The sequence below is a fragment of the Amycolatopsis circi genome (assembly GCF_003385235.1).
Taxonomy (GTDB): domain Bacteria; phylum Actinomycetota; class Actinomycetes; order Mycobacteriales; family Pseudonocardiaceae; genus Amycolatopsis; species Amycolatopsis circi.
The window spans coordinates 13,777-25,609 of the sequence record NZ_PQIA01000012.1 but is presented as its reverse complement, the minus strand read 5'-3'; the positions used below and the strand labels follow the sequence as shown (position 1 = coordinate 25,609).

At 67.9% G+C, this 11,833-nt stretch carries 13 protein-coding genes; 7 read left to right on the top strand and 6 right to left on the bottom strand.

All coding sequences use genetic code 11. The features are described from left to right. The first annotated feature begins 23 nt into the window (after nt 1–23). Genes D0D37_RS06075 through D0D37_RS06065 form a run of 3 tightly spaced genes read left to right on the top strand, consistent with a single transcriptional unit; the run spans nt 24 to nt 1,379 of the window. Nucleotides 24–449: a roadblock/LC7 domain-containing protein gene (locus D0D37_RS06075; protein ID WP_116199532.1), complete on the top strand. Its 426-nt coding sequence runs from the start codon at nt 24–26 to the stop codon at nt 447–449. Then, the gene (locus D0D37_RS06070) at nt 446–811 is read left to right on the top strand and encodes a DUF742 domain-containing protein (RefSeq protein WP_009071595.1); all 366 of its coding nucleotides are present in this window, start codon (nt 446–448) and stop codon (nt 809–811) included. Before D0D37_RS06075 ends, D0D37_RS06070 begins: the two co-directional genes overlap by 4 nt. Continuing rightward, entirely contained in the window at nt 792–1,379 is a 588-nt protein-coding gene (locus D0D37_RS06065; protein ID WP_067583957.1) for a GTP-binding protein, read from the top strand. Before D0D37_RS06070 ends, D0D37_RS06065 begins: the two co-directional genes overlap by 20 nt. An 88-nt stretch (nt 1,380–1,467) precedes the next feature. Here D0D37_RS06065 and D0D37_RS06060 read toward each other — a convergent pair whose 3' ends face one another. Both D0D37_RS06060 and D0D37_RS06055 read right to left on the bottom strand, forming a co-directional pair. Next, nucleotides 1,468–2,841, bottom strand: coding sequence for a tryptophanase (locus D0D37_RS06060; protein WP_116199531.1), 1,374 nt, complete (start codon nt 2,839–2,841; stop codon nt 1,468–1,470). A gap of 45 nt (nt 2,842–2,886) precedes the next feature. Beyond that, nucleotides 2,887–3,984 (bottom strand): tryptophan dimethylallyltransferase family protein, encoded by a 1,098-nt coding sequence (locus D0D37_RS06055; RefSeq protein WP_244223404.1) that lies wholly within the window; start codon nt 3,982–3,984, stop codon nt 2,887–2,889. Nucleotides 3,985–4,316: 332 nt separating this feature from the next. Here D0D37_RS06055 and D0D37_RS06050 point away from each other — a divergent pair, with 332 nt between their 5' ends. Both D0D37_RS06050 and pcaB read left to right on the top strand, forming a co-directional pair. Next, the gene (locus tag D0D37_RS06050; protein WP_116199530.1) at nt 4,317–4,856 is read left to right on the top strand and encodes a DinB family protein; all 540 of its coding nucleotides are present in this window, start codon (nt 4,317–4,319) and stop codon (nt 4,854–4,856) included. A 308-nt stretch (nt 4,857–5,164) separates the two neighbouring features. After that, on the top strand, nt 5,165–6,520 hold the full coding sequence (pcaB, locus tag D0D37_RS06045) for a 3-carboxy-cis,cis-muconate cycloisomerase (RefSeq protein ID WP_116199622.1): 1,356 nt from the start codon (nt 5,165–5,167) through the stop codon (nt 6,518–6,520). Nucleotides 6,521–6,598: 78 nt separating this feature from the next. Here pcaB and D0D37_RS06040 read toward each other — a convergent pair whose 3' ends face one another. Both D0D37_RS06040 and D0D37_RS06035 read right to left on the bottom strand, forming a co-directional pair. Continuing rightward, nucleotides 6,599–7,132 (bottom strand): DUF4383 domain-containing protein, encoded by a 534-nt coding sequence (locus D0D37_RS06040; protein WP_116199529.1) that lies wholly within the window; start codon nt 7,130–7,132, stop codon nt 6,599–6,601. Nucleotides 7,133–7,304: 172 nt separating this feature from the next. Continuing rightward, nucleotides 7,305–7,751 (bottom strand): anthrone oxygenase family protein, encoded by a 447-nt coding sequence (locus tag D0D37_RS06035; RefSeq protein ID WP_116199528.1) that lies wholly within the window; start codon nt 7,749–7,751, stop codon nt 7,305–7,307. A gap of 91 nt (nt 7,752–7,842) precedes the next feature. On the opposite strand from D0D37_RS06035, the gene D0D37_RS06030 reads away from it, so the two are divergent. Together D0D37_RS06030 and D0D37_RS06025 are read left to right on the top strand one after the other, a co-directional pair. Beyond that, a complete protein-coding gene (locus D0D37_RS06030) occupies nt 7,843–8,421 on the top strand; it encodes a TetR/AcrR family transcriptional regulator (RefSeq protein ID WP_116199527.1) in 579 nt (192 codons plus the stop codon). A gap of 119 nt (nt 8,422–8,540) precedes the next feature. Then, entirely contained in the window at nt 8,541–9,425 is an 885-nt protein-coding gene (locus D0D37_RS06025) for a serine hydrolase (protein WP_116199526.1), read from the top strand. A 3-nt stretch (nt 9,426–9,428) separates the two neighbouring features. Here the strand turns inward: D0D37_RS06025 and D0D37_RS06020 are convergent, their stop codons facing one another. Next, nucleotides 9,429–10,646, bottom strand: a complete 1,218-nt coding sequence (locus tag D0D37_RS06020; RefSeq protein ID WP_116199525.1) for an alpha/beta hydrolase — start codon at nt 10,644–10,646, stop codon at nt 9,429–9,431. Between the two features lie 155 nt (nt 10,647–10,801). Then, nucleotides 10,802–11,764: an alpha/beta hydrolase gene (locus D0D37_RS06015; protein WP_116199524.1), complete on the bottom strand. Its 963-nt coding sequence runs from the start codon at nt 11,762–11,764 to the stop codon at nt 10,802–10,804. Between the last annotated feature and the right edge of the window lie 69 nt (nt 11,765–11,833).

Here is an 11,833-nt window from a genome sequence, read left to right as displayed (position 1 = left end):
ACCGAAAGTCAGGGTCTGTCCGCATGAACGAGTACGGGAACTCCACCCCTGATCTCAATTGGCTGCTCGACGACGTCGTCAACCGCGTCGTCGGCGCGCAGAACGCCATCGTGCTGTCCGCCGACGGCCTGCTGCTCGGCAAGTCGTCCGGGATGAGCAAGGACGACTCGGACCAGCTCTCGGCCATCGCCTCGAGCCTACAGAGCCTCGCCAAAGGGGTGAGCAGGCAGTTCCACCGCGGTCCGGTGCTGCAGAACATGATCGAGATGGAACGCGGGTACCTCTTCGTCTCGGCCGCCGGGCAGGGCGCGTGCCTCGCCGTGCTCGCCGGCGCGGACATCGACGTCGAAATGATCGCCTACGAGATGAACCGGCTGGTCAAGCGCGTCGGCGACTATCTGGCCTCGGCGCCGCGCGAGGCCGCGAACCTGCTGCGGGAGGCGACATGAGCGACGACGGCTGGTACGACGAGGCCGCCGGGCCGCTGGTCCGGCCCTACACGATCACCAGCGGGCGGACCCCGTCCGAACACCAGCTCGACCTCTCCACCCAGGTGATGACCCTGCAGCAGGGATCGGACCCGGTCGGGCTCGGCCCGGAGCACCTGGCGATCACGCAGCTGTGCCGCAGACCCTTGTCGGTGGCCGAGATCGCGGTGTACGTGAAGCTGCCGCTCGGCGTCGTGCGCGTGCTGTGCGGGGACCTGATCGACCGCGGCCTCGTCATCACCCGCGCCCCGTCCCGTCAGCCGGCCCAGGCGCCGGACCACGAAACTCTCCAGGCGGTTCTCGATGGCCTCATCAAGCTCTGAAGACGCCGCGGCGTCGGTGCCGACCCCGGTCAAGATCATCGTCGCCGGCGGGTTCGGCGCCGGGAAGACCACCATGGTCGCCTCGGTCAGCGAAATCCCGCCGCTGTCCACCGAGGAGGTGCTGACCGAGGCGAGCACCGGCGTCGACGACCTGTCCGGCGTGGAGCAGAAGAAGACCACCACGGTCGCGCTCGACTTCGGCCGGATCACCATCTCGCCGCGGCACGTGCTCTACCTGTTCGGCACCCCGGGCCAGGAACGGTTCTGGTTCATGTGGGACGACCTGGCGCGCGGCGCGATCGGCACCGTCGTGCTGGTCGACACGCGGCGCCTGGAGACCAGCTTCGCGGCGGTCGATTTCTTCGAGCGGCGGAAGATCCCGTTCGTCGTGGCGGTGAACTGCTTCGACAACGCGCCGCGCTACACCCCCGACGAGATCCGCGAGGCGCTCGTGGTGCCCGACGGCGTGCCGATCGTGATGTGCGACGCGCGACAGCGGGATTCGAGCAAGATCGCGCTGATCCGGCTGGTGAAGCACGCGATGACGGTGGTTCCGCAGCCCGCCTGAGGCGGGCTTACAGACCAGCGAGGGGGCTCCCGGCGCGGGGAGCCCCCTCGTTCGCTTTGTCTGTCCTTAGTGGACTCTTAGTGGACTCTCAGTGCACCGGGGCCATCCGGAGATTGAAGTGCCGCAGGATCTTCGGCGCTTCGACGATCCGGTACCCCGGCACCTGCTCTGGGTTTTTCGCGATGTCGCCGAGGATCTCGGCCACGTAGTCGTAGTGGCCCTGGGTGTACACGCGCCGCGGCAGCGCCATCCGCACCAGCTCGAACGGGGCCGGGGCGACCAGCTCGTTCTGCTCGTCGAGCGTGCCGAGGTAGAGCGAACCCAGCTCCACACAACGAATTCCGCCCGCCAGGTACAGCTCGCAGGCCAGCGAGTGGCCGGGGAACCGGGAGGCGGGCAGATGCGGCAGCAGACGGGCCGCGTTGAGATAGAGCGCGTGAATGCCCGGCGGCTGCACGATGTCCACCCCGGCTGCGTTGGCCTGCTCCGCGAGCCGGGCCGCTTCGCCCGCCCGCGCGGCGAGATAGTGCGGGTCAACGACTTCTTGCAGGCCCTTGGCGACGCGGTCGAGGTCGTGCGCCGCGAGCCCGCCGTAGGTGCGGAAGCCCTCGGTGGCGATCAGGTTGGTTTCGCAGCGCTGCGCCAGTTCCGGGTCGGTCAGGCCGATGAACGCGCCCATCGGCGAGATGCCGTCCTTCTTCAGGCTCGCCACACAGCCGTCGACCAGGCCGAACGCCTCTCGCGCGACCTCGCGCGGCGTCTTGTCCGCGTAGCCCGCCTCGCGCTGGATGACCAGCCACGCGTTCTCCGCGAACCGTGCCGCGTCAAGGAAAACCGGCACGCCGTGTGCCCGCGCGAGCTTCGCCGCCGCGGTCAGGTTGGCCATCGAGACCGGCTGTCCGCCGCCGCCGTTGTTGGTGATGGTGAGCAGCACCTGGCCGACGCGAGCGCCGTCCGGGCCGGACAGCAGGCGTTCGAGCGCGTCGAGGTCGATGTTGCCCTTGAACGGCTCGAGGCTGTCGAGGTCGCCGAACTCCGCGCAGGGCAGGTCGATCGCCTCGGCGCCGAGCAGTTCGACGTTCGCGCGGGTGGTGTCGAAATGCGTGTTGCTGACCGAGATCCGGCCGCTCTCCAGCACGCTGGAGAACAGCACGCGCTCGGCCGCGCGGCCCTGGTGCACCGGCAGGAGGTGCGGGTATCCGGTGAGGTCGCTCAGCGCGTCGCGGAAGCGGTAGAACGAATCCGACCCGGCGTACGAGCGGTCCGCGGCGGCCGCGGCGGCCTCCTGTGCGGTCGAGACCGCGCCGGTGCCGGAGTCGGTGAGCAGGTCGATGCTGACCTTGTTCGCGGGCAGGTTGAAGGCGTTGTAGCCCGCCGCGGCGAGCGCCTGTTCCCGTTCGGCACGGGTGGTGACCGGGATTTCGGCGACTACTTGGGCGCGGTACGGCGGGAAGGTCCGCATCAGGGTATTTCCTCCAGTTGTGGGTGACAGCCGTAAACTACCGCGTCAGGTCGTCCGGCCGAGCACCGGACGTTTTCTCGGCGGCGCTACCGCATAAGCTTCGGAGGACAGGTAGACCGTGATTCCGGAACCGAACTCGCCCATTCTCAGCGACACGTGCGCGATCAGTCCGACGCCGTCGCGCAGGGGCCGTCCCGAAACCGCTGCCAGCGCTTTGTCCAGTTGTGTCGGGTCGAAGTCGTACTGCGCGAGAATGGCGTGCACCCGCGCCCGGGCGATCTCGTCGTCCGGCACGTAGCTGCGAATAGGAAGGTAAAGACTGTAGTTTCCGGGAGTCCCGCCCATACCCTCGACAAATGAATAACTGGAAACCAGCGGACGGCCTTCGAACGGACCTTTCCCGCCGCCGAGCACGGCGAGGAATTCCCGGATCAGCATCGGGTCCGCGCCCGGAACCAGCTCCGCCGCGCGCACCGCGTCCTCGGCCTCGGCGGCGTCGTGCGAGACGTAGACCTTGACCCGGGACAGCGGGTCGTCGTCGAGGTCGAGCGCGAAGAAGGTGAAGTTGTCGTTCTCGCCGCGGCGCAGCGCGTGCTCGACGACCGGATCGAACGCCTCGCCGAGGTTCAGCCGCCGGAACCCCTCGCTGACCAGGGAATCCGCCATGGTCGGCCCGCTGATCTGCGGGTTCAGGTAGACCTTGATCTTCGGCGCTTTGCCGTTGCGGAAGATCAGCGAGTACCACAGCGTGAACGGCCCGCGACGCTCCTCGTGCGGGAGGAAGAGGTCGGCCACCGCGTCGAGCCGGTCGGTGACCAGGCCGTACTCGCCGGCCACCCGGCCGAGGAACTCGCGCGGGTCCGGAGCCCCGACGGTCTCGCCGAGAACCCTTACCACACATTCGCCATTGGCGTCGAAGGCGACCGAGAATTCAACCGGCGTGGTGTCGTCCGCCACATTGCACGGGAACTGCGCCGGAGCGTCGGCGGTCAATTCACCGGACTCGCCGAGCAACAACCGGAGAAGATCCAGGTGGCGGCGTTCTTCGGGATCGAATCCCACTGCCCGGCACAGCCGGTCGAGTTGACCGCCGGCGTGGGTGTACATCGACAACTCGACCATCGGCACACTCGCTCCGACCATGGCGCTTTATTCACCGTTTCATTCGTGCGTTCAGTCCCGCGAAGCATCCGCTGTTCGGCGGAGCGGGTGTTTCACGGGCCGCTGAGGAGATTAATCCCCGGAATGCCGATCACGATACCTCTGACGGAGCGACAACACCGTACGGAAACCATGCCTGAGTGTGCTGATCGACACCGGAATTCACCTGAATTCCGCATCGACAGAACCGGAATCTGCGGCTACCCGGGACCGCCGTGTGGCCTAGCCCACTGCGGTGCGCGGACGGTTTCCCGTGCACCCGATGCGGCGGCTGCGTGCCGAAAATTGTCGGTGGCGGGTGAGACGCTCGTCTCATGACACAGACTCCGAAGCATCTGTCCAAAGTCGCCGAGAGCGACCGCCCGCCGATCCCCCGCGTCGCCGACGAACGCGAGACCCTCCTCGCCTACCTGGAGTGGCATCGCGAAACCCTCGCACTGAAGTGCTCCGGCCTGAGCCAGGAAGCCGCGTCGGCGCGGGCGGTGCCACCGTCCACAATGTCGCTGCACGGGCTGGTCCGGCACCTGGCGGGCGTCGAACGATGGTGGTTCCGCATCCAGTTCGCCGGCGAGGACATCCCGCTGCTGCACTATTCGGACGACGACCCGGACCAGGACTTCGACCGGCTGGACGGCGATTTCGGCGAGGCACTGGCTTTGTGGCGCGCGGAGTGCGACCGCAGCCGGGAGATCGTGGCCGCGGCGTCCTCGCTGGACGCGCAGGGAGTCGGGAAGATCACCGGAGAGCCGTTCTCGCTGCGGTGGATGCTGCTGTCGATGATCGCGGAGTACGCCCGCCACAACGGACACGCGGACCTGCTGCGGGAGGTGACGGACGGGGCTACCGGACGGTGAGGGGCTGCCGAGCGAGTCCTGTTTGGCGGTGAGTCACCAACGTTTTTGCTCAGGTGATCGACAACCGTTGCCACCGCACTCTCCGCCGACAGCTGCGCCTGAGTCGCACTGCCGGAGCGTTTCCGCGCCCCGCGGTAGCCAACGACAGCCTGGCCGAACCGAACCGGACCGCCCGCTTCGCCGCGCGCCACGCCGCGTCGCCGGCGCTGGTCAGCGAAGCTCGTGCCCGGCTAGGTCGACGCCGCTCACGCCGTGGGTGACCGGCGACCTTCCCGCCCTGAACCGCCTGGCGTGCGATGCTGGACGGCATGACCGCCGATCCTGACTCCGGCCTGCTCTCCCCGGTGCGCGCCGGGACTCCAGCCGAAGCGGTGACTGGGGACCGGGCGTTCGCGGACGCCCTGCTGGACGCGGAGGCCGCACTCGCGCGGGCGCAGGCGCGGCTCGGCACGGTGCCGTCCGAGGCGGCCGAGCGGATCAGTGCTGCCGCGCGGCAGTTGGGCGAGGGCGAACTCGACGTCGTCCAGCTGGCCCGCGACGCGCGTGGGACCGGTAACCCGGTGGTCAGCCTGGTGCGCACGCTGTCCGCCAAGGTGCCGGACGTCGCCGACTACGTGCACCGCGGCTCGACCAGCCAGGACATCGTCGACACGGCGATGATGCTCGTCGCGCGCAATGTCCTGCGGTTGATCAGCGCGGACCTGACGGCGATCGCGGACGCCCTCGCCGCGGTGGCGCGCGCCCATCGCGACACAGTCATGCCCGGACGAACCCTCACCGCGCACGCGGTTCCGACGACCTTCGGCTTGAAGGCCGCGATCTGGCGGCAGGGTGTCCAGGAGTCCGCCCGCCGGATCGCAGAGCTGCGGCTGCCGGTCTCGCTCGGCGGCGCGGCCGGAACGTTGGCCGCGTACGTCCAGTACGGCGACGGTACCGACGACTATGCGGACCGGCTCGTCGCCGCCTTCGCCGAGGAAACCGGTTTGGCCGCGACGATTCTGCCGTGGCACGCGGATCGCACCCCGGTGGCCGAACTGGTTGCCGCGTTGGCTGGCGTGACGACAGCGTTGGGCAAGATCGCCGTGGACGTTCAGGTGCTGGCCCGCACTGAAATCGGTGAGGTGACCGAAGCGACCGGCGGCGGGTCTTCGGCGATGCCCCACAAGCAAAACCCGGTGCAGTCGGCGTTGATCCGGTCGGCCGCGCTGCAGGTACCGGTGCTGGCGGCGGGAGTCACGCAATCCGGCTTGGCCGAGGACGAACGCTCGGCTGGCGTCTGGCAGGCCGAGTGGCAGTTGCTGCGCGAATGCCTCCGCCTAGCTGGCGGAGCTACGCACACGGCCGTGAATTTGGTGCAGTCCCTGGACGTTCACGCGGACAGCATGCAGGAGAACCTCACCCTGACCAACGGGTTGATCGTCTCGGAACGACTCTCGGCAGCGCTGGCGCCGATCGTGGGCAAGGCACGCGCGAAAGACTTGCTGGGCACCGCTTCCCGCCGTGCGGTCGAGGAAAACCGTCCACTGGCGGAAATCCTGGCGGACACGCCGGAGATCACCGCCGCCATCGACGCCGCGACGCTAGCCGATCTCGAAGACCCGGCACAGTACGTCGGCGCAGCGGGACGCATGGTGGACCGGGCGTTGGAAGACCCCACCGCGTAACCGCGAACGGGATCGCCGCCGGAGGGAATTCCCCGCTGGCAAGCGATCCCGCTGCGCAATTATTCCACTGTGGACTTGCTAGTGGGCCAAACCATGTCCGCCGGGATCGGTGCGACGCGGCGCGACGGCCGGGTCGACCACCTCGACCGGTTCCTCGTCCTCCGGAAGCAGAACCCCGTGGCGTGCCGGGAGAACCGCGGTCAGCAGACCAAGGACCGCGATGCCGAGGTGCAGCCAGTTGTCCGCGTCGGACAGGTTGAGCGGGTTGCCGAGGCCGGACACCGGGTTGACGGCAATCGTCCCGGCGAGCATCAGGCCCCAGACGAACAGCGCGCCGTAGCCGATGAAAAGCAGCCAGCCGAACGTCCGCGCCCGGCCGGAGCCCAAGGCCAGCAGCAGGCCGATCACGCCGGTCACCACGTGGACGACGTTGTTCAGCGGATTGGCGGAGAACCGCCACAAAGTGACACCGTGTCCGGTGAAATCCCCGAACCCGGACTTCACGAGCCCGATGATGCCGTAGGCGAGAAACAGGACTCCGAGCAGAATGGCCAGCACCTGGGCGGGCTGCACCCCTTCCACCCGGACGCGGGCTCGATGCGCACGAACCATGACTCCAGTCCTTCCCGTACCGAGGTGTCGGTGGGTCAACCCTGAACGAATACCCCTGCCCAAACCGGCCCGAAACCCGAATCCGGCCGCGCCGCCGGGCGATAGTCCGGGGTTGCTGGGGCTGCTGAGCCGAACGATGCCCCAGTGGGTCACCGGGAGAACCGGCGCGGGCTCAGACGAGCGCGGCGACCAGCAAAGCGAAAGCGGCGATGAGCACCGCGACCCGCCCGTAGTGGTAGCGGTCCCAGCGGTTCATCTGCTCTTTCCAGTCCGCGGGCCGGTTCTCCGGCGTCCATGTCTTGCCCCGGTTGTTGATCGGGACGAGCAGCAGAATCGACATCACCACGCTCACGATCAGCAGCCCGGCGCCGATCACGACAAGCCCGGTGCCAGGGCGATCCCAAGCAAGGACCGCCCAGATCGCGCTCAGGATGAGCGACCCGATGTACCAGAACGGCATGATCGCTCCGAGCATCCGGCCCCCGTGGGCGCGGCCGAGCTGATTGCTGTCGTCGGGGAGCCCGTTGAGGATCGGGTTGATGACGAAGGCGACGGAGAACTCCACCCCCACCATCACCCCGACGACCACGACGGTGCAGACCTCGAGTGCGCTGAGCATGATGACCTTCCTGAAACCTAGCGTTGCTAGCTGATGAAGCGATGCTAGTACTACTGCCGCTCGGTTGTCTAGCAGTGCTAGACTCCTGCTCATGTCGGTACACGAACGCAAGCAACGCGAACAGGCCGAACGCGAGCGCCTCATCGTGGCGACGGCCCGCGAACTCGCCGAGCAACAGGGCTGGGACGCCGTCACCACCCGCAGGCTCGCCGAGCGCATCGAGTACAGCCAGCCCGTCCTCTACAGCCATTTCCGCGGCAAGCGCGAGATCATCGGCGCGGTCGCGCTCGACGGAGCCGCCGAACTGGCCGCGGCGGTGCGGGCCGCGGCCAGCGCCGAAGACGACCCGCGCGCCCGGGTCACTGCCCTCTCCCGCGCGTACCTCGACTTCGCCGAGCAGCACCCGGCGGTCTACGACGCGATTTTCCAGCTCGACGGTGGTATCGCGTTCGCACAGGAAGACACTCCGGAACCGCTGAAGGACGCCTTTGCCGCACTGATGGAAACCCTCGGCGAAGTCGCCGGTGAAGGCGTCCACCCGGGTCTGTTCACTGAGCTGTTCTGGGCGTCCCTGCACGGAATCGCGACCCTGACCCGCGCGGGACGACAGCCGCGAGAGTTCGCCGAGCAGCGGGTCGACCTGCTCGTGGAACGGCTCGCCGTGGTCTGAACCACCACTGCTTGCCCGCAGCCCGCCCGACCGTCACGCGTACTGGCCGGTACCGAGACCCATCCCACAAACCCGGTCCATTCGGCGAACCCTGATCAGGTGATCGGGGAAATCGGGGCATGCGCAGGGCGAACTCGTTCCTCTTGGCCGGCTTGCTTCTCGGCGCGGTCATCGCGTTCCTGGCCACCGAGGCCCAGCCGTACCGGCAGGTGGTCACCGCGGCCGGTCCTGCGTCCGAGGCCGGCGTCATCTCCGCGGCAGCTGACTCGAGCACCCTCGACGCCAGCCCGAAACAGAGCCCGGGCAGCGCCGCGCCGCAGCGGGGCACCGAACTCAAGACCGAACTCCCCGCGCTCGTCCCGCAAGGGCACGTCAGCGTGGTCGTCTACGACCGCGCCAAAGGCACGACCCCGATCTCCCTCGACGCGCATCGGCACTACACCTCCGCGTCCCTCGTGAAGCTCATGATCGCCTTCGACGCGCTCGACCGCGGCACCAGCCCGGCTACCGTGCAGGAAATGCTGTCCCGCAGCGACGACGAGACCGCCAGCAAGCTGTGGGTCGAGGGCGGCGCGACGCGCATTGTCCAGGAAGCGGTGAGCGAGATGGGCCTCGCCGAAACCACGCCACCCGACGACCCGGGACGCTGGGGCGACACGGAAATCACCGCCGCCGACATCACGCGCGTCTACCGCTACCTGCTGGACCGGGCACCGGCCCAGCAACGCGAGACGATTTTGCGGGCGCTACGCCACGCCACCGAAAACGGAGCCGACGGATTCCGGCAGTACTTCGGCATCCCGGACGCTCTCGGGCACGCTTCCTGGGCTGTCAAACAAGGCTGGTCGTGCTGCAATCCCGGGCGCATCCTGCACACCTCAGGCCTCGTCAAAAACGACCAGTACATCGTCACCGTGCTCACCGAGAACCCTCGCTCGGTCGGCTACGAAACCGCTGAAGCTCAGGTCACCGAAGTGGTCAAGCACCTTCCCGGGATCCGCTGAGCGTCACTGTTCCACCGCGGTCAGCGCGCCTCGCGCGCCGGTGCTCGGCAAGGGCCACGGCTTCACGCCGCCGGTCACGTCGGCCCGCGGCCCGGGCGCGGACGGTCCGGGGATCCGCTGCCCGATCCACGTCAGCACGTCCGGCAGCTGCGCCTTGAACGTGTTCATGTTGTGCCCCGCGTCCGGGATCCGCCACGTCGTGAACTGCACCGGAGCCTGCGCGGCGGCGCGCATCTGGTCGACCGCGCGGCTTTCGTTCTGCTCCTTCTCCCCGGAGATCGCGAGGAGTTCCAGCGGGGCCGGGTGCTCCCGGACGTTGATCATGACGTTGTTCGCGGCCTCGATGTCCTTGCGGCCGCGGAAAAGATTCTCGGTTTCGCCGTCCACTTGCGCCTTTTCGTATCCGCTCACGCTCGCCGCCTGCGCGTACCACTGCGGATGCCGCGTCACGAGGTTCAGCGCGCAATAGCCGCCGGACGACCAGCCCGCGATCGTCCACGCCCGCCGGTCCGGATTGACGCCGAGGCGCTGGATCGCCCATTCCCGGACGTCCGCGGACAGATAGGTGTCATTGGGACTTCCGTTGACCTCGTCGACGCATTCGGTGTCGTGGCCGATTTTCGGCGTTCCGGTCGGATCCGGGATCAGCACGATCACCGGCGGCAGGAGATGCTTCGAGATCGCCGCGTCCAGCTGCTCGGGCAGGTGGTACCCGATCGGGGCGGTGGTGACCTCCGGGCCGGACGGGTAGTTCGGGATCCAGGTGATCGCCGGGAACCGCATCGTCTTGTACGGATGCTGGAAGTATTGCGGCGGAAGGTAAACCGTCACGTCGCGGCTGAGGCCGGTGCGCCGTCCGGTCACCGTCACGTGCGCGATGGTCCCCTTTCCGACTCGCGCGTGCGCCACGCCGAGGTCCCGCGCGCGGCCGAGGTCGACGCCGTTGTCTCCGCCCTCGACGTCGATGCCCTCGGCGGCGAACGCGCCGGTTCCGAGCAGCGAGCCGAGCGTCGGGAAGAATCCGCCGATCATATTGCCGGTCAAGCCAAGCGTGACGATTACGAGGCACAGCGCGACAAGAACCGTGGCACTGCGGCCGATTTGCTTGCGCTTGCGCCATTTGTCCCAAAACCACGGGACCGAGATGACCGCGAGAAGCGCGAGCACGCCGATCACCGCGAGCATGACGGGCGAATCCAACCTGATTGCGCTCAGGTGCACGGAAACCTCCAGGACCGATCGCGCGCCCGGAAGGCGGGACCCGCTGCTCTAGATACGTTTGAGGGGCCATCCTCGTTGTGATCACGTGACGTCGATCACGCCAGGATGGCCCCGGCAAACTCAGCGGAACCTCAGGATTGCCCGTTAGTCCCTGATTAGTTGCCGAATGCGCCTCGCAACACCGTGATCGCCTGTGTGATCGCCGCTTCCGCCGCGTGCGTTTCACGAAGCGCGTTCACCATCACGAAGTCGTGGATCACGCCCTGGTACCGCACCGCCGTCACCGGCACGCCCGCCTGACGCAGCTTCGCTGCGTACGCCTCGCCTTCGTCGCGAAGAACGTCCGCTTCACCGGTGATCACGAGCGCCGGCGGCAGTCCGGCGAGCTGGTCCACAGTGGCTCGAAGCGGCGAAGCGGTGATCTCGGCGCGCTGCGCTTCATCGGTCGTGTACTGGTCCCAGAACCACTTCATGCCTTCGCGGCTGAGGAAGTAGCCGTCGGCGAACTTGGTGTACGACTCGGTGTCGAAGGACGCGTCGGTGACCGGGTAGAACAGCACCTGCTGCAGGAACTTCACGTCCCCGCGCTCCTTCGCCATCAGCGTCAGCGCGGCGGTCATGTTTCCGCCGACGGAGTCGCCCGCGATCGCGATGCGCGTGGTGTCGAGCCCCTTCTCCGCACCGTTCTGAACGACCCACTTCACGGCGGCGTAGTTCTCTTCGATCGCGACGGGGTAGCGAACCTCCGGCGAACGGCTGTATTCCGGGAAAATGACTGCCGCACCGGTTCCGGCGGCGAGTTCGCGGACGAGCCGCTCGTGGGTGTGGAAATCGCCGAAGACCCAGCCAGCGCCGTGGATGTAGACGAGCACCGGCAGCGGTCCGGTGACGCCCTGCGGCTTGACGATCCGGACCTCGACGTCGCCGTTCGGTCCACCTGGGACGGTCAGCGTCTCGATGTCGGCGGGCGCCAGTGCGACGTCGCCGTCCTGCACGCCGTCGACCGCCTTGCGGCCCTCGGCGGGCGGGAGCTGGAAGAGGTATGGCGGCTGGTCGGTGGCCTCGGCGAACGCCTGGGCGGCCGGCTCGAGGACGAGGTTCTGCGGGTTCGCGGTCATGGCTTCCTCCGGTTGCGGATCGATCGGACCGCACGAACATAACTCCACAACTTAGTTGTGCACAACTAG

Bases quoted from the DNA above. Each gene is read 5' to 3' on its own strand.
- D0D37_RS06070 (WP_009071595.1), top strand. From the start codon at position 446: ATGAGCGACGACGGCTGGTACGACGAGGCCGCCGGGCCGCTGGTCCGG.
- D0D37_RS06040 (WP_116199529.1), bottom strand. From the start codon at position 7,132: ATGGTTCGTGCGCATCGAGCCCGCGTCCGGGTGGAAGGGGTGCAGCCC.
- D0D37_RS06015 (WP_116199524.1), bottom strand. From the start codon at position 11,764: ATGACCGCGAACCCGCAGAACCTCGTCCTCGAGCCGGCCGCCCAGGCG.
- D0D37_RS06055 (WP_244223404.1), bottom strand. From the start codon at position 3,984: ATGGTCGGAGCGAGTGTGCCGATGGTCGAGTTGTCGATGTACACCCAC.
- D0D37_RS06065 (WP_067583957.1), top strand. From the start codon at position 792: ATGGCCTCATCAAGCTCTGAAGACGCCGCGGCGTCGGTGCCGACCCCG.
- D0D37_RS06035 (WP_116199528.1), bottom strand. From the start codon at position 7,751: ATGCTCAGCGCACTCGAGGTCTGCACCGTCGTGGTCGTCGGGGTGATG.
- D0D37_RS06050 (WP_116199530.1), top strand. From the start codon at position 4,317: ATGACACAGACTCCGAAGCATCTGTCCAAAGTCGCCGAGAGCGACCGC.
- pcaB (WP_116199622.1), top strand. From the start codon at position 5,165: ATGACCGCCGATCCTGACTCCGGCCTGCTCTCCCCGGTGCGCGCCGGG.
- D0D37_RS06060 (WP_116199531.1), bottom strand. From the start codon at position 2,841: ATGCGGACCTTCCCGCCGTACCGCGCCCAAGTAGTCGCCGAAATCCCG.
- D0D37_RS06075 (WP_116199532.1), top strand. From the start codon at position 24: ATGAACGAGTACGGGAACTCCACCCCTGATCTCAATTGGCTGCTCGAC.
- D0D37_RS06030 (WP_116199527.1), top strand. From the start codon at position 7,843: ATGTCGGTACACGAACGCAAGCAACGCGAACAGGCCGAACGCGAGCGC.
- D0D37_RS06025 (WP_116199526.1), top strand. From the start codon at position 8,541: ATGCGCAGGGCGAACTCGTTCCTCTTGGCCGGCTTGCTTCTCGGCGCG.